Genomic DNA, 18,676 nt, shown 5'->3' with positions numbered 1-18,676 from the left:
CCCACTGTGTTGGTCGTGGCCGTTTCCGGCTGTGGTCTAGACCGTATGAGGTGGGAAGAGGAGTGATCAAGGTCAACCGGTGGGTGATCATCCTCACCGTCAAGACATCGAAAATTCTGGAACCCCGGGAGAAGTTTTGGACTGCGCTTCGGGCGACGCGAGTTCCTTCGTTTCAGGTACGCCGAATTCCCCGGACCGTCGTACGGCCCGGGGAATGTCTCGTCGCGTCGAGTGGTGAGTCGAGCGGTGAGTCGAGTGGTGAAGTGCCTTTCCCTGCGGCCTACTTCGCCTCGGCCTTCAGTAGCTCCGCCAGTTCCTCGTCGGACTCGCGGCCCGGCGTCGGCAGGTTCCACTTGGTGATCGCGAAGCGGAAGACGACGTAGTAGACCGCCGCGAAGCACAGGCCCACCAGGATCAGGCCCAACGGGTTGGTCGCGATGCCGAAGTTCAGGCCGAAGTCGACCGCGCCGGCCGAGAAGCCGAAGCCGTCCTTCATGCCGAGCGCCCAGGTCAGCGCCATGGAGACGCCGGTGAGCACCGCGTGGATCGCGTACAGCACCGGCGCGATGAACATGAAGGTGAACTCGATCGGCTCGGTGACGCCCGTGACGAACGAGGTCAGCGCGAGCGAGAACATCATGCCGCCGACGACCTTGCGGCGCTCGGGGCGGGCGCAGTGCACGATCGCGAGGCAGGCGGCCGGGAGCGCGAACATCATGATCGGGAAGAAGCCGGTCATGAACTGTCCGGCCGTCGGGTCGCCGGCCAGGAAGCGGGAGATGTCGCCGCTCTTGCCGTGGTACTCGCCCGCCTGGAGCCAGGGGAAGGAGTTCAGCAGGTGGTGCATGCCGATCGGGATCAGCGCACGGTTGGCGACACCGAAGATGCCCGCGCCGACGGCGCCCGAACCGACCAGCCACTCACCGAAGTTGTGCAGACCCGTACCGAGCACCGGCCAGATGTAGCCGAAGACGATGCCGATCAGCAGGCCCGCGAAGGCGGAGAGGATCGGGACGAGCCGGCGGCCGCCGAAGAAGCCCGCCCAGTCGGGCAGCTTGGTGCGGTAGAAGCGCTGGTAGAGCAGCGCGACCACGATGCCCATCACCACGCCGCCCAGGACCTTGGCGTCCACCGGCGCGTCCACCATGACGACCTTGCCGTCGACGGCCGTGGCCACCTTCGGCAGGTTCTTGTCGGTGAAGGTGGCGAGCACGTTCTTGAAGACCAGGTAGCCGACCACGGCCGCGAGGGCGGTCGAGCCGTCCGACTTCTTCGCGAAGCCGATCGCGATGCCCACGGCGAACAGCAGCGCCATGTTGTCGAGGATCGCGTTGCCGCCGGCGGCCATGAAGCCGGCGATCTTGGTCAGGAACGTGGGGAAGGACGGGCGACCGAGCATGTCGGTGTTGCCGAGGCGCACCAGGAGCGCGGCGGCGGGCAGCACGGCGACCGGCAGCATCAGGCTGCGGCCGATGCGCTGCAGAACAGCCATCGCGCCAGCGCCCTTCTTCTTGTTGTCGGCCGCGGGAGCGGCGCTGGCCGTGGACACAACTTCCTCCAGGGGTCTCCCCGGCCGGAGGCTGGGGGAGGGCAAGGCGCCGCCCCGGGGACAGGGGGTTTGGGGACGGCGTGGTCTACACCACTCAGTGGTGTAGACCTGTTGTAGCACGGTGAAGGCGGGATAAGGAACCCGCGAATTCTGTGGGCTCGGCCATAGCCGGAAGAAGAGGACGGAAGTGGTTGCAGTCGTGACGAAGGGCCCCCGGACCGGATGGTCCGAGGGCCCTTCGTGAGGACGGGAGCCGCGGGGCTTACGCCTTGGTGATGTCCTCCACCTCGTCCTCCGGCTCCCGCCCCGGAGTCGTGAGGTCGAACTTGGTGATCGCGAAGCGGAAGATCACGTAGTACACGACCGCGAAGCACAACCCGATCGGGATGATCGCCCAGGGCTTGGTCGCCAGGTTCCAGTTGATGACGTAGTCGATCAGACCCGCCGAGAAACTGAAGCCGTCATGCACGCCGAGCCCCCAAGTCACCGCCATGGAAACGCCCGTGAGGACCGCGTGGATCACATACAGCACCGGCGCGACGAACAGGAAGGAGTACTCGATCGGTTCGGTGATGCCCGTGACGAACGAGGTCAGCGCGACGGAGAGCATCATGCCGCCCACCTCCTTGCGGCGATGGGGCTTCGCACAGTGCGCGATCGCCAGCGCGGCGGCCGGCAGCGCGAACATCATGATGGGGAAGAACCCGGAGGTGAACTGCCCCGCGTTCGGGTCACCCGCCAGGAACATGTTGATGTCACCGTGCACGACCTGACCGTCCGGCTTGGTGAAGCTGCCGAACTGGAACCAGATGGGCACGTTCAGGAACTGGTGCAGGCCGATCACCAGCAACGCCCGGTTGGCCACCCCGAAGACACCCGCACCCCACGAGCCCAGACTCACCAGCCAGTCGCTGAAGGTCTCCAGACCGTCACCGATCGGCGGCCAGACCCACAGACACAGCACGGCGAACACGATCGCCACGAACGACATGATGATCGGCACCAGCCGGCGCCCATTGAAGAAGCCGAGCCAGTCCACCAGCTTCGTACGGTGGAAGCGCTGCCAGAAGTACGCGGTCAGCAGCCCCATGATGATGCCGCCGAAGACCCCCGGGTTCTGGTACGTGAACCCCACCACGGACTGGTCGGGCGCCTGGCAGCCGATGTTCTGGATGACCTTCGCCTGCTGCGCGCACTTCTCCGGGAACTGGTGCAGCACGCCGAGGTAGACGAGGAACCCCGCGACCGCCGCGAGCGCCGTCGACCCGTCCGCCTTCTTCGCCATGCCGATGGACACGCCCACGCAGAACAGCAGCGGCAGCCCGAGCTCGCCGTCCAGCAGCGCGCCGCCGGCCCCCTTCATCACCTTGGAGACGCTGTCCCAGCCGAGCCCGTCCGGCCCGAACACATCCGGCTGGCCGAGCCGGTTGAGGATGCCCGCCGCCGGCAGCACCGCGATGGGGAGCTGAAGGCTGCGCCCCATCTTCTGCAGGCCCTGGAACAGACTGTTCCAGCGGACCCTCGCGGGCGCGGCGGCGCTGTCGGCACTCATGGGCGTCCTTCGGGCGGGCCGGTTTGGCGACGGCCCGCCCACTGGTGTAGACCAGTTGACGACCGGTCGTCCTGTCGTGATCGCCATCATTCGGCACGTACGACATGACCGCTCGCAAAGATGGGCCAACTGTGGGTTACTGCGACAAAGCGGTTCGGATCAGGGAGTAGGACATGGCCACCAAGGCTGAGAAGATCGTCGCCGGGCTCGGCGGCATCGACAACATCGAAGAGGTCGAGGGCTGCATCACCCGCCTCCGCACCGAGGTCCACGACGCCAGCAAGGTCGACGAAGCCGCCCTGAAGGCCGCCGGCGCCCACGGCGTCGTCAAGATGGGCACCGCGATCCAGGTCGTCATCGGCACCGACGCGGACCCGATCGCCGGGGAGATCGAAGACATGATGTGAGCGCCGGGGCTCCGCCGAGCCCGCGCTCACCCCTGAGGGGCTGCTTCCGTCACCGGCGGCAGCCCCCCACCCGTATACGGCTAGGCTCATCGCCATGTCTCGAATCGACGGCCGCACCCCCGAACAGCTGCGCCCCATCACCATCCAGCGTGGCTGGAGCAAGCACGCCGAGGGCTCCGTCCTCGTCTCCTTCGGCGACACCAAGGTCTTCTGCACCGCCTCCGTCACCGAAGGCGTCCCGCGCTGGCGCAAGGGCAGCGGCGAGGGCTGGGTCACCGCCGAGTACTCCATGCTTCCCCGCGCCACCAACACCCGCGGCGACCGCGAGTCGGTCCGCGGCAAGATCGGCGGCCGCACGCACGAGATCAGCCGCCTCATCGGCCGCTCGCTGCGCGCCGTCATCGACTACAAGGCGCTCGGCGAGAACACCATCGTCCTCGACTGCGACGTCCTCCAGGCCGACGGCGGTACGCGTACGGCCGCGATCACCGGCGCCTACGTCGCGCTCGCCGACGCCGTCACCTGGGCCCAGGGCAAGAAGCTCGTGAAGGCCGGCCGCCAGCCGCTGACCGGCACGGTGAGCGCCGTCTCCGTAGGAATCGTCGGCGGAGTCCCGCTCCTCGACCTCTGCTACGAGGAGGACGTGAAGGCCGACACCGACATGAACGTCGTCTGCACCGGCGACGGCCGCTTCGTCGAGGTCCAGGGCACCGCGGAGGCCGAACCCTTCGACCGCAAGGAGCTCAACGCGCTCCTCGACCTCGCCGTCACCGGCTGCGACGAACTCGCGGCCATCCAGCGCGCGGCCCTTGAGGCAACCGCCGGTTAACCCTTCGCGTTCTATAGGGGTACGGGCGTACGGTCCAGCCGTGCGCCCGCCGACCACGTCACGGGCCGAGCCGACCGCACCACGGGTCGAGCCGCCCGTGCCACGGGTCGGCCACATCATGTCCACGGGGAGGGACCGTTCCATGGCCGCGCGCCACCGCCATCGTCGCCGTACCGCCGCAATCGCCGTCGTCACCGCACTCGTCGCCCTGCCGGCGGCCGTCGGCTGCGACGCGGTCAACAAGGCCCTGGACTGCGTCCAGACCGCCGACTCGATCGCCGACAGCGTCACCGACCTCCAGCAGGCCGTCGAGAACGCGGCGAACGACCCGACGCAGACCGACGAGTCCCTCAACGCGATAGAGAAGAACCTCGACAAGATCGGCGACAAGACCGACAACGCCGATGTCAACGCGGCGGTCGACGACCTCAGCAAGGCCGTCGGAAACGTCCGTACGGCCGTCAAGAACGGCGACAGCACCCCCGACGTCAGCCCGGTGACGGACGCGGCGGGAGAGCTGACGAAGGTCTGCACGCCTTAAGAGCCGCCGGGGGCTCGGGGATACCGGCTTGGGGCTTGGGATACCGGCTTGGGGATACTGAGGGCCATGACCCGCCTGATCCTCGCCACCCGCAACGCCGGAAAGATCACCGAGCTGAAGGCGATCCTCGCCGACGCAGGTCTCACCCACGACCTCGTCGGCGCGGACGCCTACCCCGACATCCCCGACGTCAAGGAAACCGGCGTCACCTTCGCCGAGAACGCCTTGCTGAAGGCCCACGCCCTGGCCCAGGCCACGGGCCTCCCGGCCGTCGCCGACGACTCCGGCCTCTGCGTCGACGTCCTGGGCGGCGCCCCCGGCATCTTCTCCGCCCGCTGGGCAGGACAGCACGGAGACGACCGCGCCAACCTGAACCTCCTCCTCGCCCAGCTCTCCGACATCGACGAGTCCCACCGGGGCGCCCACTTCGCCTGCGCGGCGGCCCTCGCCCTGCCGGACGGCACGGAGCGGGTGGTGGAGGGCCAGCTGAGGGGCGTACTGCGCCACACTCCCGTCGGCACGAACGGGTTCGGGTACGACCCGATCCTTCAGCCGGAGGGGGAGTCGCGGACCTGCGCGGAGATGTCCGCCGAGGAGAAGAACGCGATCAGCCACCGGGGGAAGGCGTTCAGGGCGCTGGTGCCGGTGGTGCGGGAGTTGTTGGGCTGAGGCCAGATACGGGAACGGCCTGCGGATCCTTCGATTCGCAGGCCGTTTACTGTGCGGCGGAAGGGATTCGAACCCTCAAGCCGTTTCACGGGCCACAGATCCTAAGTCTGCTGCGTCAGCCGTTGCGCCACCGCCGCCAGCCGCCTGCCATCGTACCGGTCACGAGGATGCCGGTGAGCGGGGGTTTCCTTCTGCGGGGCAGGGCCCGGGAGTTGGCCTTCCGCTGATCAGCAGTCAGGCCTCCCGGGCCCGCGGACCGGTCTCAGATCCCCAGATCCTTGATGATCTTCGCCACGTGCCCCGTCGCCTTCACGTTGTACAGCGCCCGCTCGACCTTGCCCTCCTCGTCCACGATCACCGTGGAGCGGATGACGCCGACGTACGTCTTGCCGTAGTTCATCTTCTCGCCGAAGGCGCCGTACGCCTGGAGGACCGTCTTGTCGGGGTCGCCGACGAGCGTGACCTTCAGGTTCTCCTTCTCGCGGAACTTGGCGAGCTTCTCGGGCTTGTCGGGGGAGACGCCGATGACGTCGTAGCCGGCGGTCGCGAGGACGTCGAGGTTGTCGGTGAAGTCGCAGGCCTGCTTCGTGCAGCCGGGGGTCAGGGCGGCCGGGTAGAAGTAGATGATGACCTTGCGGCCCTTGTGGTCGGCGAGGGAGACCTCGTTGCCGTCGGCGTCGGGCAGGGTGAAGGCGGGGGCGGTGTCGCCGGGCTGGAGTCGCTCGCTCATCGGTACCTCACGTGGCCGGGGGATGGGATGGATACGGAACGAGCGTAATGGGGGGTGCCGGGGGGTGCGGCGCGGTCCGAGCTGACAGACTGTCGAGGGCACAGAGTCAGCACACGACCACGGAGGCAGCGCGGTGTCGGATACGTCGAGCACGCCGGATACCAGGACTCCGGCGCAGATCGAGGCGGAGATCAAGCGCCGCCGCGAAACCCTCGCCGAGACGCTCGACGAGATCGGCGTGCGGGTGCACCCGAAGACGATCGTCGGCGACGCCAAGGCCAGGGTCGCCTCGAACATCGACCACACGCTCGGCCGCGCCTACGTCGGCGTCAACCGGGTGGTCGGCGATGTGAAGGGCCAGTTCGTCACCGAGGAGGGCGCGCCGCGGCTCGAACGCATCGTGCCGGTGGCGTTGGCCGTGGTGGGGATCGTCGGCCTGTTCGTCGTGGGCTCGCGGCGACGCAAGGGCTGACCCGTAGGCGTACGAAAGCGACCGGGGCAGGTAGGTTCGGGGCGTGAGCGCCAATCGCGATAAGCACAGCACCCAGCACGACAAGTTGCCCATCCGCATGCTGCACGACCGTGTGCTGGTGCGGCAGGACGCCGCCGAGGGCGAGCGGCGTTCCGGCGGCGGCATCCTGATCCCGGCGACGGCGGCCGTCGGCCGGCGTCTCGCCTGGGCCGATGTCGTCGCGGTGGGGCAGAACGTCCGGACGGTGGAGCCGGGCGACCGTGTCCTGTACGACCCGGAGGACCGTGCCGAGGTCGAGGTGCGCGGGATCGCGTATGTGCTGATGCGCGAGCGGGATCTGCACGCCGTGGCCGCGGACCGGTTCGAGGGGTCCGAGGACTCGACGGGCCTGTACTTGTAGGACGCCACGCCGCCGTAGGGCGCCTTGTGTTTGTGGGGCGTATCGCCGTCGAAGGGGCTGGTGACCATGGTCACCAGCCCCTTTTGCCATTCTTTGCTACCTTGGAAGGACCCCGACGAGACGCGCCGTACCGGGACGTACGCAAAGACGACGCACCACCGTCAAGCCCGTCTCTCGGAGGTGCCTCTCATGGCCTGGGTTCTGCTGCTCGTCGCCGGTCTGCTCGAAGTCGGCTGGTCGATCGGGATGAAGTACACGGACGGCTTCACGCGACTGGTCCCCAGCGTTCTCACGGGCGCGGGCATCGTCGCGAGCATGGTCCTGCTGTCGTACGCCGCCAAGTCGCTGCCCATCGGCACCGCCTACGGCGTGTGGGTCGGGATCGGCGCGGCCGGTGCGGCGGTCCTCGGCATGGTCGTCCTCGGTGAGCCTGCGACCGCCGCCCGGATCTTCTTCGTGTGTCTGCTGCTGGTGGCCGTGGTGGGGCTGAAGGTCACCTCCGGCCACTGACCGCGGTCCCTTTCTCAGCGATGCCACTGGCCTCAGTTGATCTCAGTGTTTTCGTGAGGTGAACCCGCTCAGCGGACCCGCGGTCGTCCCCGTCGTCGTTCCGTCGCTGGTGGTGCCGTCCGTCGTGCCGCCCGTGTCGGTGCCACCGTCTGTCGTGGTGCCGTCCGTGGTGCCGTCCGTGGTGCCGCCGTCCGTGGTGGTGCCGCCCGTGGTCGTGCCGCCGGTTGCCTGGCCTTGGTTCTGACCTTGGTTCTGGCCCTGGTTCTGACCTTGGTTCTGGCCCTGCGTCTGGCCTTGGTTCTGCCCCTGGGTCTGGCCTTGGTCCTGGCCCTGTGTCTGCCCCTGGTCCTGGCCCTGGATGTCCTGGCCGGGCGTCGTGGCGCCACCGGTGGTCGGGGTGGTGGGCGGTTCGACCGGGGGAGGTGTCGTCTCCTCGGCGCCCGGCTGGAGCTGGAGGTCGAACTCCGTCGCGGTGGTGCCCTTGAGGGCGGCCTTGGTGAACTGGGCCCAGATCTGCGCCGGGTAGCCGCCGCCGTTGATACGGGGCTGGCCGAGGGCGCCGTACAGGGACTTGTGGGCGCCCGTCTCGGGGTCCTGGCCCATGACGGAGACGACGGTGGCGAGGTCGGGGGTGTAGCCCGCGAACCAGGCGGCCTGGTCCTCCTCGGCGGTGCCGGTCTTGCCCGCGGCGGGGCGGTCGGCGGCCAGCGCGGCGGTGCCGGTGCCGCCCTCGACGACGCTCTGGAGCATGGACGTGGTCGTGTCGGCGGCCTCGCGGCTCACCGCCTTCTTGGTGTTCTTGTCGGGCAGTTGCACATCCGCCGCGCCCTCGTTGGTGATCTTCTCGACGAGGGTGTAGGTGCCGCGCTCACCATGGTTGGCGAGTGTGGCGTACGCCTGCGCCATGTCGAGGACGCTGGCGGTGGCCGGGCCGAGCGCGATGGACGGGGTGGCGGTCAGGTCGGGGGTGCTGGACGGGATGCCGAGGTCCACGGCCGTCTGCTTGACCTTGTCGGGGCCGACGTCGACGGCCATCTGCGCGTACACCGAGTTGACGGACTTGTCGGTCGCGGTGCGCACGGTGATGTCGCCGTACGAGACGCCGTCCTCGTTCTCGGGCGCGTAGTAGCCGCCGTTCCAGCCTTGTACGGGGCGCTTGTTGGTGCCGTCGTAGATGGTGTTCGGGGTGATCATCCGGCCGTCCTGGGTCTGCGAGAAGTTCTGCGCGGCCGAGGTGAAGACGAACGGCTTGAAGGTAGAGCCGACTTGGTAGTCGCGGCGGGTCGCGTTGTTGACGTACTGCTTGGTGTAGTCGATGCCGCCGTACATCGCGACGACCTTGCCGTTGGACGGGTCGATGGCGACGCCGCCCGCGCGGACGTAGTTGTCGACCTTGCGGTTCTTCTTGTCGAGCTTGTCCATCACCTGGTCGTTGACGGCCTTCACGAAGGCGTCCTGCTTGGGCTTCTCCAGCGTGGTGGTGATGCGGTAGCCGCCGGTCGCCAGGGTGTCCTCGTCGATGATCTTGTTCGACGTCAGATAGTCCTTGACGGCCTGCACCAGGTAGCCGCGCTGGCCGGACATGCCCGCGGAGCCCTTGGCCTGCTTCGGCATGGGGAACGTGACGTTGTCGCGGTCCGACTGGCTCAGCCACTTCTTCTTGACCATGCCGTCGAGTACGTAGTTCCAGCGGGCGACGGCCGCGGACTTGTTCTCGGGGTGCGCGATCACGTCGAACTCGCTGGGCGCGTTGAGGAGTGCCGCGAGGTAGGCGCCCTGACCGACCGTCAGGTCGCTGGCGTCGACGCCATAGTAGGCCTGGGCGGCGGCCTGGATGCCGTACGCGTTGCGGCCGTAGTAGCTGGTGTTGAGGTAGCCCTCAAGGATGTCGTCCTTGCTCTTCTCCCGGTCGAGCTTGATGGAGATGAAGAACTCCTTGATCTTCCGCGTGGCGGTCTGCTCCTGGCCCAGGTAGTAGTTCTTCACGTACTGCTGGGTGATCGTCGAACCGGACTGCTTGCCCTTGCCGGTGGCCGTGTTCCAGCCGGCGCGGAGCATCGCCTTCGGGTCGATCGCCGACTCGGAGTAGAAGTCCCGGTCCTCGGCGGCGAGCGTCGCGTGCTGGGCGGCCTTGGAGATCTGCGCGAGCGTCACGTTCTCGCGGTTGACCTCGCCGTCGCGGGCGAGCTGGCTGCCGTCGGCGTACAGATAGACGTTGCTCTGCTTGGTCGCCGCGGCGTTCGCCGGCGGGATCTTGACCAGGTAGTAGCCGAGCGCGAAGAGGCCGATCAGGAGCAGTATCACGACGAGGAACGTGCCGAGCACGATCCGCCAGGTCGGGATGAGCCGACGCCAGCCGGTGCGCTTGCGCTTCTGCTTCTTGCCGGGTGCGCCGGGCTCGCCCGATGCTCCTTGCGGTCCCGTTCCTGATCCCGGTTCCGGGTTCCTCGGTGCCCAGCCCTGGCTGTTCTGCTGCGGCTGCGGCTCGTCGCTCATGTGTCGCCGGACTCCTGTTTCGCATGCATACGTTCCCGTACGCCCTCGTACGCCTTGTGCGCCCCCTCTTGAAGACTGTCGCACCAAGCGTTCCGTTCCCTGAGCCCGGCACGCGTCGCGCCCGGAAAATGCCTGGCAGGCGATGGCGTCGGCGGACTAGGCTCCTGCGCTTTGGCTCAACGCGGCGGAGGGGGACGGTGTTGTGGGTGCAGGACGGTTGTACGCGGCCGTCGCGAGACGCGGGTTCCGGCGGTACGCCACCTATCGGTCGGCGACGGCGGCGGGGGTGTTCACCAACACCGTCTTCGGGCTGATCCTGGCGTACACCTTCATCGCACTGTGGGACGCCAAGCCGCACCTCGGCGGCTACGACCAGGCGCAGGCGCTCACCTATGTGTGGCTCGGGCAGGCGCTGCTGGCGGTGATGGCGGTGATGGGCGGCGGCTTCGAGGAGGAGCTGATCGAGAGAATCCGTACGGGTGACATCGCGATCGACCTGTACCGGCCCGCCGATCTGCAACTGTGGTCGCTGGCCCAGGACGCGGGACGGGCGCTGTTCCATCTGCTGGGGCGAGGGGTGGTTCCGCTGGCGTTCGGCGCGGTCTTCTTCGACCTGGCGCTGCCCGCCGACCCGCTGACCTGGATCGCGTTCATCGTCGCGGTCGTTCTCGGGGTACTCGTCAGCTTCTCGATCCGCTATCTGGTGGCGCTGTCGGCGTTCTGGCTTCTGGACGGGGCGGGCATGACGCAACTGGCCCTGATCGCCGGGATCTTCTGCTCGGGGATGATGCTGCCGCTGAACGTGTTCCCGGGCGCGCTGGGCGAGGTCGTCCGCGCGCTGCCCTGGTCGTCCCTGGTCCAGGCGCCGGTGGACGTCCTGCTCGGCACGGCGGATCCCCTGCCCACGTACGCCTTCCAGGCGGCCTGGGCGCTCGGGCTGCTCGCGCTCGGGCGGCTGTTGCAGTCGGCGGCGACGCGGAGGGTGGTCGTGCAGGGTGGCTAGCCCGGTGAAGGAGAAGCAGCCAGTGGTGGCCTCCTGGCCGCCCGAGCGGCAGGGGGCGTACGCCCGCGTACGTGACGGTCTGCGCGCGTACCGCATGATCGCCGCCATGTGGATCCGCTCCACGATGGCCTACCGCGCCTCTTTCGCGCTGGCCGTCACGGGCAACCTGGTGGTGAGCGGCCTGGACTTCGTCGCGATCCTGCTGATGTTCTCGCAGGTCGACCGGCTCGGCGGCTACAGCCTGCCCGAGGTCGCCTTCCTGTACGGCTCCTCGGCCGCCGCCTTCGGGCTCGCGCAGCTGGCGTTCGGATCGCTGGACCGGCTGGGGAGCCGGGTGCGCGACGGCACGCTCGACACGCTCCTCGTGCGTCCGGTGCCCGTGCTCGCGCAGGTCGCCGCGGACCGCTTCGCGCTGCGCCGCCTCGGCCGGATCACGCAGGGGCTGCTGATCCTCGGGTACGCGACCGCCGCCCTCGACATCTCCTGGACGCCGCTCAAGATGCTGATGCTCCCGCTGATGCTGCTCAGCGGTGGTGTGATCTTCTCGGCGGTGTTCGTGGCGGGCGCGGCCTTCCAGTTCGTCGCGCAGGACGCCTCCGAGGTGCAGAACTCCTTCACGTACGGCGGCACCACGCTCCTTCAGTACCCGCCGACCGTCTTCGCCAAGGACCTGGTGCGCGGGGTGACGTACGTCCTCCCGCTCGCCTTCGTCAACTGGCTGCCCGCGCTGTATGTGCTGGGGCGGCCCTATCCGCTCGACCTGCCGACGTGGGTCGCCTTCGCACCGCCGCTGGTGGCGGCGGGCTGCTGTGCGCTGGCGGGGATCGCCTGGCGTGCGGGACTTCGTTCGTATCGCAGTACGGGGAGCTGAACTCGGCGTGGAAACAGATCTGTTGGCCAAGGACCCGGTGGACGCCTTCATCGAGCTCGACGGCGTCGAGAAGGTCTTCGACGTACGCAAGAAGACCGGCTTCCTGCGCAGTGAACGGCGGCAGGTGCGGGCGGTGGACTCCCTCTCCTTCACCGTGCCGCGCGGCGAGATGGTCGGCTACATCGGTCCGAACGGCGCGGGCAAGTCGACCACCATCAAGATGCTGACCGGCATCCTCACGCCGAGCGGCGGCCGGCTGCGGGTCGCGGGCATCGACCCGTCGCGCGAGCGCACCCGTCTCGCGCGGCGCATCGGGGTCGTGTTCGGGCAGCGTACGACCCTGTGGTGGGACCTCCCGCTGATCGACTCGTACCGGCTGATGCACCGCATGTACCGCATCCCGGACGGGCGTTACCGCGACAACCTCGACCGCTGCGTCGAACTCCTCGAACTCGGCGACCTGTTGGACGTGCCCGTCCGCCAGCTCTCTCTGGGGCAGCGGATGCGCGGCGACATCGCGGCCGCGCTGCTGCACGACCCGGAGGTGCTCTACCTCGACGAGCCGACGATCGGGCTCGACGTGATCAGCAAGGCGCGGGTCCGGGAGTTCCTGCGGGACCTGAACGCCGAGCGAGGCACGACCGTCCTGCTCACCACGCACGACCTCACCGACATCGAGCAGCTGTGCCGGCGGGTGATGGTCATCGACCACGGGCGGCTGATGTACGACGGTCCGCTGACCGGGCTGCACGAGGTGGGGGAGAGCGAGCGGACGCTGGTGGTGGACCTGGAACGGGAGCTTCCGCCGATCGAGGTGGAGGCGGCGCGGGTGGTGAGGGTGGAGGGACCGCGGCAGTGGCTCGCCTTCCCGGCGGCCCAGTCGGCGGCTCCGCTGGTGGCGCGGATCGCGGCGGAGTATCCACTCGTCGACCTCTCCGTGCGCGAGCCCGACATCGAGGCCGTCATCGCGAAGATGTACGCGCAGGACGGCGCGGAGACGGCGGAGAAGGCGGTGTCGTAGCGGGCCTTGCATTCGTCCCCGCACCGGCCCCGCATCCGGCCCGCACGGAATCGCGGGCCGCATAGCCCGTGCGGCGGGGAACTCGTAGGCTGCTGCACATGACCGACGACGAACTCCCGGAGCTGCGAGCCTCCGACGCCGATCGTGAACGAGTCTCCGAACAGCTGAGGGACGCCCTCGCCGAGGGCCGCCTCGACATGGAGGAGTTCGAGGAGCGACTGGAGGCGACGTACAAGGCACGCACGTACGGAGAGCTGGCGCCGATCACCCGCGATCTGCCGGGCTCGGCCGCCGCAGCACCCGTCTCCATGGTCAAGCAGCCTGCGGAGACCGGGAGTTGGGCGGGCCGGATCGTCGGAGGCGAGGGCTCGTCGGCATGGGCCGTCGCGATCATGTCGGGCTTCGAGCGCAAGGGCCGCTGGACCGTACCCCGGCGTTTCAACTCCTTCGCCTTCTGGGGCGGCGGTGAGATCGACCTGCGCGAGGCGAACTTCGCGGACCGCGAGGTCGTGATCAACTGCGTCGCCATCATGGGCGGCGTGAACGTCGTCGTACCGCCCGGCGTCGAGGTCGTCGTCCGCGGCATCGGCATCATGGGCGGATTCGACCACCGCGAGGAGGGGCAGCCCGGCGAGCCCGGCGCCCCGCGCGTCATCGTCACCGGCTTCGCCTTCTGGGGCGGCGTCGGCGTCGAACGCAAACTGACCCGCGCCGAACGCCTCCGCATCAAGGAGGAGCGCCGCCAGGACAAACTCGAACGCAAGGCGGCCCGCAAGGAGTTGCAGGGCTCGGGCTCGGGCTCGGACGGCAACGGCCTGGGCGAGATGTTCGACGCGCTGGACGAGGCCCGCGACCTGATCCGGGAGCGCCACGAGGACCGCAGGGAGCGCCACGAGGAGCGCCGGGAGCGACACAGGGAGCGCAGGGAGGAGCGCCATCGCCGGAGGAACGGCGGCTACTAGAACTCCGGCGACTACTGTTCTCCGGCCAGCTGGGGGCGCCCCTTTAGGGGCGCGGGGCTGTGACATTGTGCGGCTCCGCCGCGTGGGCGCGACCAGCCGAGACGCACCCGCACCCGACGAACGACCGGCAGTTACAGTTCGGCCGACACAGAGCCCTTCAAGTCGCCCAGGTCAAAGACTTCCGCCATCCGCTTGTACCCCTTGTCACTGGGGTGCAAGTGATCCCCGGAGTCATAGTCGGCCCGCAACCGCCGAGGGTTGTACGGATCCCGCAAGGCCTGGTCAAAGTCGACGACCGCGTCGTACACCTTCCCGCCCCGAATCTCCGCGTTGACGGCCTGCCGTACGGCCTCCCGCCCACTGGTGTACCCGCGATGCCCCTGAAACGGCATCAGCGTCGCCCCGACCACCCGCAACCCCCGCGCATGCGCCTCCCGCACGAGCTTGCGCAGCCCATCCGTGACCGTCGTCGGATCGACGTGACTCGGGTTCCGCAGAATGTCGTTGATCCCGAGGTCGATGACGACGGCCTTGACGTTCGTACGGTCGAGAACGTCCCGCCCGAACCGCGACAGACCACTGGGATTGTCGGCCGGACGGCCAAGTCCCGCAGCCAGTACCTGATTCCCGCTGATCCCTTGGTTGACGACGCTGTACCGCGGCGCGGAGCCGGAGCCCGCCGCAGCGCGCAGTCGCTCCGAAAGGACGTCGGTCCAACGGTGGTTGGCCCCGACGGTGGAGGTGACGCCGTCGGTGAGCGAGTCGCCCAGTACGACGACGGTGCCCGCGGAGTCGTCGCTCAGTACGTCGAGGGCGGTCAAGTAGCGCCAGTACACGGTCTGTTCGGTGTACGCGGTGCCGCTCACGTCCTCCGTGAGATCGCCCTCGGCGACGTACGACACCTGGCGCGCGTGCGGGTGGTAGGTGACCGGGCCGGATTCGGTGGGGGAGTACGTCGTCACGAGGACGTCCGAGCCGTACGGGATCCGCACTCGGACGGCGTCGCTCATCACCTGCGCTCCGGCCGGGACGACGACCGAGGTGCTGCCGCCGAAGGTGAGGCGGCGCATGGTGTCGGTCGTGGCGGCGGCGGTGTTCACGGTCGCGGCGACGGCGATGGTGGCGTGCGTGATGGTCAGCGGCTGCTGTCCGTAGAGGTTGGACAGTGTGACGCGGGCACTCGTACCGCCGGCGCTCGCGTGCACGACGTTGCGTACGGAGTGGCCCGCCATGCCGGTCGTCTCGGTGCCGGGCTCGGCTCCGACGGGGGAGGCGGACCAGGCGCCGACCCAGGTGCCGGTGGAGGCGGGGGCGGCCGAGTTGCCCGGGGTGCGGTCGCGGGCGACGTGGTTCTGGGTGCCGCCGCTGCCGTCGTCGGCCGCGACACCGGCATATATGGCGGCGGAAAGGGCCACGACCACGGCGATGATCGCGGCGAGCAGGGCATAACCATGACGCTTGGTCATGCGGTGCGATTCTCCTCGGGCGATGGGAGCCCGAGGCTCCGATGTGATCACCCCATGATGCGTCATGGGGTGGAAGAGCACGGACGGCACCCCTTAAGGGACCCCTGAGATTCCCCTGGGACCCGCTGGGGATCCCGTTGGTGTACCCCTGGTCGATCCCCCGTCCTCCCCGTCCGAACAGACGCCGGGAACTCCTGATCCGTTCCAGGAGTCGGTCAGGTAGGGACAATGTGCATGAGGTCACCGAACGGGTGGAGCGGATGGAACGCACGAAACCGGAAGAAGTGGGCGCCGAAGGACAGCATGCCCGTCCCGGCGCCGCCGTGAACCCGGCGACGACCGCCCCCGGGCCGCCGGGCCGGGCCATGACGTCCTTCAGCCCCGCCGACGAGGAGAAACGCCGCGGTGTCCGCCGTATGAAGGCGACGGCGACCGGACTGCTGCTCTTCGTCGCACTGGTGTACGTCCTCGCCAAGTGGGCGTCGAACGAGGGCGCGGGTGCCTGGGCCGGATATGTCGCCGCGGCGGCCGAGGCGGGCATGGTCGGTGCGATGGCCGACTGGTTCGCGGTCACGGCCCTCTTCCGTCACCCACTCGGCATTCCCATCCCGCACACCGCGATCATCCCCACCAAGAAGGACCAGCTGGGTGTGTCGCTGGGTGAGTTCGTCGGCGAGAACTTCCTCTCCGAGGAAGTCGTACGACAGCGGCTGCGCGCCGTCGGCATCGGCAGCCGACTGGGCGCCTGGCTCGCCGAACCGGACCACGCCGACCGGGTCACGGCGGAGCTGGCGACCGCGCTCAGGGGAGCGCTGACCGTCCTGCGGGACTCCGACGTGCAGGCGATCGTCGGCGAGGCCATCACCCGCCGCGCCGATGCCCAGGAGATCGCACCCGGCATAGGGAAGATGCTGGAGAAGATCGTCGGGGACGGCGGCCACAAGCGGGTCGTCGACCTGATCTGCGTCCGCGCCCACGACTGGCTGGTGTTCCACGACGAGCAGGTCATGGACGCGATCCAGGGCGGCGCGCCCGGCTGGTCCCCCCGCTTCGTCGACAAGAAGGTCGGCGAGCGTGTCTACAAGGAGCTGCTCCGCTTCGTCACCGAGATGCGTGACGCCCCCTCCCACCCGGCCCGCGGCGCCCTCGACCGCTTCCTCACCGACTTCGCCGCCGACCTCCAGTCCGACACCGACACCCGCGCGCGCGTGGAGCGGCTGAAGGGCGAGGTGCTCGGCCGCGGCGAGGTCCAGGACCTGATCGCCTCCGCCTGGACGGCCGTACGGTCCATGATCGTGTCCGCCGCCGAGGACGAGCGCAGCGAGCTGCGGCTGAGGGTGCGCGCCTCCCTGCTGTCGCTGGGCGCCCGCATGGCCACCGAGCCCAAGCTCCAGGCCAAGGTCGACAGCTGGGTGGAGGGCGCGGCGGTGTACGTGGTGACGACGTACCGCAAGGAGATCACCTCGCTCATCACGGACACGGTGGCGGGCTGGGACGCCGAGCACACCACCAAGAAGATCGAGGCCCACATCGGCCGCGACCTCCAGTTCATCCGGATCAACGGCACGGTGGTGGGTTCGCTGGTGGGCCTGCTGATCTACGTGGTGTCGAGAGCGGTGGGGGCGTAACCGCCGGCGACACGGTGGCGGCCTTCCGGCGCGGCTTGTCATCCGGCGCGGCGCGGGTCTGAGTACCGGGTACTGAGTACGCGTACTCTGTCGCCCCGCCGCCAGGGCGGCAACCCTCGTACGCATGACCGAGAAGCTGCTCCGCCCTCTGCGAACGCGCCCCTGGCCGGAACGCTGGCTGACGCGCGTGCTCGGCGCCGCCCTCTCCTGCGCGGCGTACTTCCTCTGCCTCCCGTGGGACCTGAGCAACCGCCCCGAGACGGAGAACTCGACCCTGGAGACGACCCCGGTGACCGGCCTGGGCGTCGTGTTCCTCGCCCTGGCCCTGCTGCTCCTGGCCGCCTACTTCGGCCACCGGGACGCGCTGGCCTGGCCGTTGCTGCTGGTGGCGGTGCCACCGGCGACGCTGCTGTATGTGTCGCTGCGCACGCACCCCGGGCCGCCGGACGGGTTCGCGAACGCGTGGCTGCTGTCGTGGGCGTTCTTCACACAGCTGATCGCGGCCGAAGTGTTCGTCGCGGCCGTGGTGGCACGGCAGTTCAGGCCACACTTGGCGGACGAGGACCTCATTCTTGCCCACCGTCTGTGATCGTCTGTGATGCGCGAGGACCTCACTCCGGCCCACCGTTTCCGACGCGCGAGGAGACATCGACGATGACCGTTCGCAGGATCGTCCCGGACATCCAGGTCGAGTCCGAGCAGGCCATGACGACCAGCCGGGACTTCTACGGCCTGCTCGGCTTCGAGGAAGTCATGCACCAGGGCTGGGTCATGACCCTCGCGTCCCCCGCCAACCCCACGGCCCAGATCAGCTTCCTCACCGAGGAGCGCACCGCCCCCGTCGTCCCCGACCTGAGCGTGGAGGTCGAGGACGTCGACGCGGTGTACGCGGAGGTGGTCGCGTCGGGCGCGGAGATCGTACGGGAGCTGCGGGACGAGGAGTGGGGCGTACGGCGCTTCTTCGTACGGGATCCGAATGGGCGCGTGGTGAATGTGCTGGGGCACCGGGGGTGAGCCGCTGCCCGGCGGAGAAGGCCGGTCACTGCCCGCCGTAGAAGTACCGCGTGCCCTTCTCGATGAAGTAGTTGGCGTAGACGCGGCCGAGGGCCGGCTTGCCGCGGTACATGCCCACGTACTGGCGCGCGCTGTCGACGACGACGGGCCGGGTCATACAGGCGAACTTGATGCGCTGCTGCTCCTCCGCCCACCGTACGGCGGCCGGATCGACCCGGTCGCTGACCAGCAGGGGGAAGGCGCCGACCCCGTTCTGCATGCCGACGGGAAGGCCGCCCTTGGTGTCCTTGGCGTACTTCATCACCTGGTCGGTGAAGTCGGAGATGGCGGGGACGGTTATCTCCGGGACGGCCGCGGCCACCGTGAACAGGTGCAGCTTCGTGGCCATCCAGCGCATCCGGAAGTCGCCCCGCCGCCCGATGAGCACGGGCACCCCGGCCCAGTCCTCCCACCGCGTGGCACATCCGTCGGCCGTCAGCCGACCCTCCACCGAGGCGAGGTAGGCCCGCGGTGCCGCTTGCTCTTGCTGTCCTTGCTGTCCGTACATGAGCGGGAT

At 68.8% G+C, this 18,676-nt stretch carries 20 protein-coding genes, 1 tRNA gene and 1 riboswitch; of the genes, 14 read left to right on the top strand and 7 right to left on the bottom strand.

What is annotated here, in order from left to right:
• Positions 1–280: 280 nt before the first annotated feature.
• Both OG975_RS18325 and OG975_RS18320 read right to left on the bottom strand, forming a co-directional pair.
• Positions 281–1,549, bottom strand: coding sequence for a PTS transporter subunit EIIC (locus OG975_RS18325; RefSeq protein WP_406330349.1), 1,269 nt, complete (start codon positions 1,547–1,549; stop codon positions 281–283).
• 262 nt (positions 1,550–1,811) lie between these two features.
• Positions 1,812–3,101: a PTS transporter subunit EIIC gene (locus OG975_RS18320; RefSeq protein WP_406330348.1), complete on the bottom strand. Its 1,290-nt coding sequence runs from the start codon at positions 3,099–3,101 to the stop codon at positions 1,812–1,814.
• 173 nt (positions 3,102–3,274) lie between these two features.
• On the opposite strand from OG975_RS18320, the gene OG975_RS18315 reads away from it, so the two are divergent.
• From OG975_RS18315 to rdgB, 4 genes are all read left to right on the top strand, one after another.
• Positions 3,275–3,508: a PTS glucose/sucrose transporter subunit IIB gene (locus OG975_RS18315; protein WP_327429038.1), complete on the top strand. Its 234-nt coding sequence runs from the start codon at positions 3,275–3,277 to the stop codon at positions 3,506–3,508.
• A 94-nt stretch (positions 3,509–3,602) separates the two neighbouring features.
• Positions 3,603–4,337, top strand: a complete 735-nt coding sequence (gene rph, locus OG975_RS18310; RefSeq protein ID WP_330304878.1) for a ribonuclease PH — start codon at positions 3,603–3,605, stop codon at positions 4,335–4,337.
• Between the two features lie 142 nt (positions 4,338–4,479).
• Complete coding sequence (locus OG975_RS18305) at positions 4,480–4,878, top strand: hypothetical protein (protein WP_406336318.1); 399 nt, start codon at positions 4,480–4,482, stop codon at positions 4,876–4,878.
• 66 nt (positions 4,879–4,944) lie between these two features.
• On the top strand, positions 4,945–5,547 hold the full coding sequence (gene rdgB, locus OG975_RS18300; RefSeq protein ID WP_406330347.1) for an RdgB/HAM1 family non-canonical purine NTP pyrophosphatase: 603 nt from the start codon (positions 4,945–4,947) through the stop codon (positions 5,545–5,547).
• A gap of 52 nt (positions 5,548–5,599) precedes the next feature.
• On the opposite strand, the gene OG975_RS18295 is transcribed toward rdgB, so the two are convergent.
• A tRNA-Leu gene (locus OG975_RS18295) sits at positions 5,600–5,684 on the bottom strand.
• A gap of 125 nt (positions 5,685–5,809) precedes the next feature.
• Positions 5,810–6,277: a thioredoxin-dependent thiol peroxidase gene (gene bcp / locus OG975_RS18290; RefSeq protein WP_406330346.1), complete on the bottom strand. Its 468-nt coding sequence runs from the start codon at positions 6,275–6,277 to the stop codon at positions 5,810–5,812.
• A gap of 133 nt (positions 6,278–6,410) precedes the next feature.
• Here bcp and OG975_RS18285 point away from each other — a divergent pair, with 133 nt between their 5' ends.
• The 3 genes from OG975_RS18285 (at position 6,411) to sugE (ending at position 7,659) form a co-directional block, all read left to right on the top strand.
• A complete protein-coding gene (locus tag OG975_RS18285) occupies positions 6,411–6,749 on the top strand; it encodes a DUF3618 domain-containing protein (protein WP_406330345.1) in 339 nt (112 codons plus the stop codon).
• A 97-nt stretch (positions 6,750–6,846) separates the two neighbouring features.
• The gene (locus tag OG975_RS18280) at positions 6,847–7,149 is read left to right on the top strand and encodes a co-chaperone GroES (protein ID WP_103554526.1); all 303 of its coding nucleotides are present in this window, start codon (positions 6,847–6,849) and stop codon (positions 7,147–7,149) included.
• Between the two features lie 85 nt (positions 7,150–7,234).
• A riboswitch (guanidine-III (ykkC-III) riboswitch) is annotated at positions 7,235–7,306 on the top strand.
• 32 nt (positions 7,307–7,338) lie between these two features.
• On the top strand, positions 7,339–7,659 hold the full coding sequence (sugE, locus tag OG975_RS18275) for a quaternary ammonium compound efflux SMR transporter SugE (RefSeq protein ID WP_266828021.1): 321 nt from the start codon (positions 7,339–7,341) through the stop codon (positions 7,657–7,659).
• Between the two features lie 42 nt (positions 7,660–7,701).
• Here sugE and OG975_RS18270 read toward each other — a convergent pair whose 3' ends face one another.
• The gene (locus OG975_RS18270) at positions 7,702–10,155 is read right to left on the bottom strand and encodes a transglycosylase domain-containing protein (protein WP_406330344.1); all 2,454 of its coding nucleotides are present in this window, start codon (positions 10,153–10,155) and stop codon (positions 7,702–7,704) included.
• A 202-nt stretch (positions 10,156–10,357) separates the two neighbouring features.
• Here OG975_RS18270 and OG975_RS18265 point away from each other — a divergent pair, with 202 nt between their 5' ends.
• From OG975_RS18265 to OG975_RS18250, 4 genes are all read left to right on the top strand, one after another.
• The gene (locus OG975_RS18265; RefSeq protein ID WP_330304871.1) at positions 10,358–11,158 is read left to right on the top strand and encodes an ABC-2 family transporter protein; all 801 of its coding nucleotides are present in this window, start codon (positions 10,358–10,360) and stop codon (positions 11,156–11,158) included.
• A gap of 22 nt (positions 11,159–11,180) precedes the next feature.
• Positions 11,181–12,029, top strand: a complete 849-nt coding sequence (locus OG975_RS18260) for an ABC transporter permease (protein WP_406336316.1) — start codon at positions 11,181–11,183, stop codon at positions 12,027–12,029.
• A gap of 7 nt (positions 12,030–12,036) precedes the next feature.
• The gene (locus tag OG975_RS18255) at positions 12,037–13,050 is read left to right on the top strand and encodes an ATP-binding cassette domain-containing protein (RefSeq protein ID WP_406330343.1); all 1,014 of its coding nucleotides are present in this window, start codon (positions 12,037–12,039) and stop codon (positions 13,048–13,050) included.
• Between the two features lie 98 nt (positions 13,051–13,148).
• Entirely contained in the window at positions 13,149–14,012 is an 864-nt protein-coding gene (locus OG975_RS18250; RefSeq protein WP_406330342.1) for a DUF1707 domain-containing protein, read from the top strand.
• A 131-nt stretch (positions 14,013–14,143) separates the two neighbouring features.
• Here the strand turns inward: OG975_RS18250 and OG975_RS18245 are convergent, their stop codons facing one another.
• Entirely contained in the window at positions 14,144–15,478 is a 1,335-nt protein-coding gene (locus OG975_RS18245) for an SGNH/GDSL hydrolase family protein (RefSeq protein ID WP_406330341.1), read from the bottom strand.
• A 260-nt stretch (positions 15,479–15,738) separates the two neighbouring features.
• On the opposite strand from OG975_RS18245, the gene OG975_RS18240 reads away from it, so the two are divergent.
• The 3 genes from OG975_RS18240 to OG975_RS18230 all read left to right on the top strand — a co-directional run bounded on the left by OG975_RS18240 (position 15,739) and on the right by OG975_RS18230 (position 18,120).
• Positions 15,739–17,106, top strand: coding sequence for a DUF445 domain-containing protein (locus OG975_RS18240; protein WP_406330340.1), 1,368 nt, complete (start codon positions 15,739–15,741; stop codon positions 17,104–17,106).
• A 124-nt stretch (positions 17,107–17,230) separates the two neighbouring features.
• On the top strand, positions 17,231–17,695 hold the full coding sequence (locus tag OG975_RS18235) for a hypothetical protein (RefSeq protein WP_406330339.1): 465 nt from the start codon (positions 17,231–17,233) through the stop codon (positions 17,693–17,695).
• Between the two features lie 65 nt (positions 17,696–17,760).
• Positions 17,761–18,120 carry a VOC family protein gene (locus tag OG975_RS18230; RefSeq protein WP_406330338.1) on the top strand — a complete coding sequence of 120 codons (360 nt, stop codon included), beginning with the start codon at positions 17,761–17,763 and terminating at the stop codon, positions 18,118–18,120.
• Between the two features lie 25 nt (positions 18,121–18,145).
• On the opposite strand, the gene OG975_RS18225 is transcribed toward OG975_RS18230, so the two are convergent.
• Complete coding sequence (locus tag OG975_RS18225; protein WP_330304864.1) at positions 18,146–18,667, bottom strand: levansucrase; 522 nt, start codon at positions 18,665–18,667, stop codon at positions 18,146–18,148.
• Positions 18,668–18,676 lie beyond the last annotated feature (9 nt).

It is taken from the genome of Streptomyces sp. NBC_00203 (assembly GCF_045206325.1).
Taxonomy (GTDB): domain Bacteria; phylum Actinomycetota; class Actinomycetes; order Streptomycetales; family Streptomycetaceae; genus Streptomyces; species Streptomyces lutosisoli.
This window is presented reverse-complemented; position numbering and strand designations above follow the sequence as displayed.

Excerpts from the sequence above, each read along its gene's own strand:
- OG975_RS18320 (WP_406330348.1), bottom strand. The coding sequence starts at position 3,101 with ATGAGTGCCGACAGCGCCGCCGCGCCCGCGAGGGTCCGCTGGAACAGT.
- OG975_RS18315 (WP_327429038.1), top strand. The coding sequence starts at position 3,275 with ATGGCCACCAAGGCTGAGAAGATCGTCGCCGGGCTCGGCGGCATCGAC.
- rph (WP_330304878.1), top strand. The coding sequence starts at position 3,603 with ATGTCTCGAATCGACGGCCGCACCCCCGAACAGCTGCGCCCCATCACC.
- OG975_RS18305 (WP_406336318.1), top strand. The coding sequence starts at position 4,480 with ATGGCCGCGCGCCACCGCCATCGTCGCCGTACCGCCGCAATCGCCGTC.
- rdgB (WP_406330347.1), top strand. The coding sequence starts at position 4,945 with ATGACCCGCCTGATCCTCGCCACCCGCAACGCCGGAAAGATCACCGAG.
- bcp (WP_406330346.1), bottom strand. The coding sequence starts at position 6,277 with ATGAGCGAGCGACTCCAGCCCGGCGACACCGCCCCCGCCTTCACCCTG.
- OG975_RS18280 (WP_103554526.1), top strand. The coding sequence starts at position 6,847 with ATGCTGCACGACCGTGTGCTGGTGCGGCAGGACGCCGCCGAGGGCGAG.
- sugE (WP_266828021.1), top strand. The coding sequence starts at position 7,339 with ATGGCCTGGGTTCTGCTGCTCGTCGCCGGTCTGCTCGAAGTCGGCTGG.
- OG975_RS18270 (WP_406330344.1), bottom strand. The coding sequence starts at position 10,155 with ATGAGCGACGAGCCGCAGCCGCAGCAGAACAGCCAGGGCTGGGCACCG.
- OG975_RS18250 (WP_406330342.1), top strand. The coding sequence starts at position 13,149 with ATGACCGACGACGAACTCCCGGAGCTGCGAGCCTCCGACGCCGATCGT.
- OG975_RS18245 (WP_406330341.1), bottom strand. The coding sequence starts at position 15,478 with ATGACCAAGCGTCATGGTTATGCCCTGCTCGCCGCGATCATCGCCGTG.
- OG975_RS18240 (WP_406330340.1), top strand. The coding sequence starts at position 15,739 with ATGGAACGCACGAAACCGGAAGAAGTGGGCGCCGAAGGACAGCATGCC.
- OG975_RS18235 (WP_406330339.1), top strand. The coding sequence starts at position 17,231 with ATGACCGAGAAGCTGCTCCGCCCTCTGCGAACGCGCCCCTGGCCGGAA.
- OG975_RS18230 (WP_406330338.1), top strand. The coding sequence starts at position 17,761 with ATGACCGTTCGCAGGATCGTCCCGGACATCCAGGTCGAGTCCGAGCAG.
- OG975_RS18225 (WP_330304864.1), bottom strand. The coding sequence starts at position 18,667 with ATGTACGGACAGCAAGGACAGCAAGAGCAAGCGGCACCGCGGGCCTAC.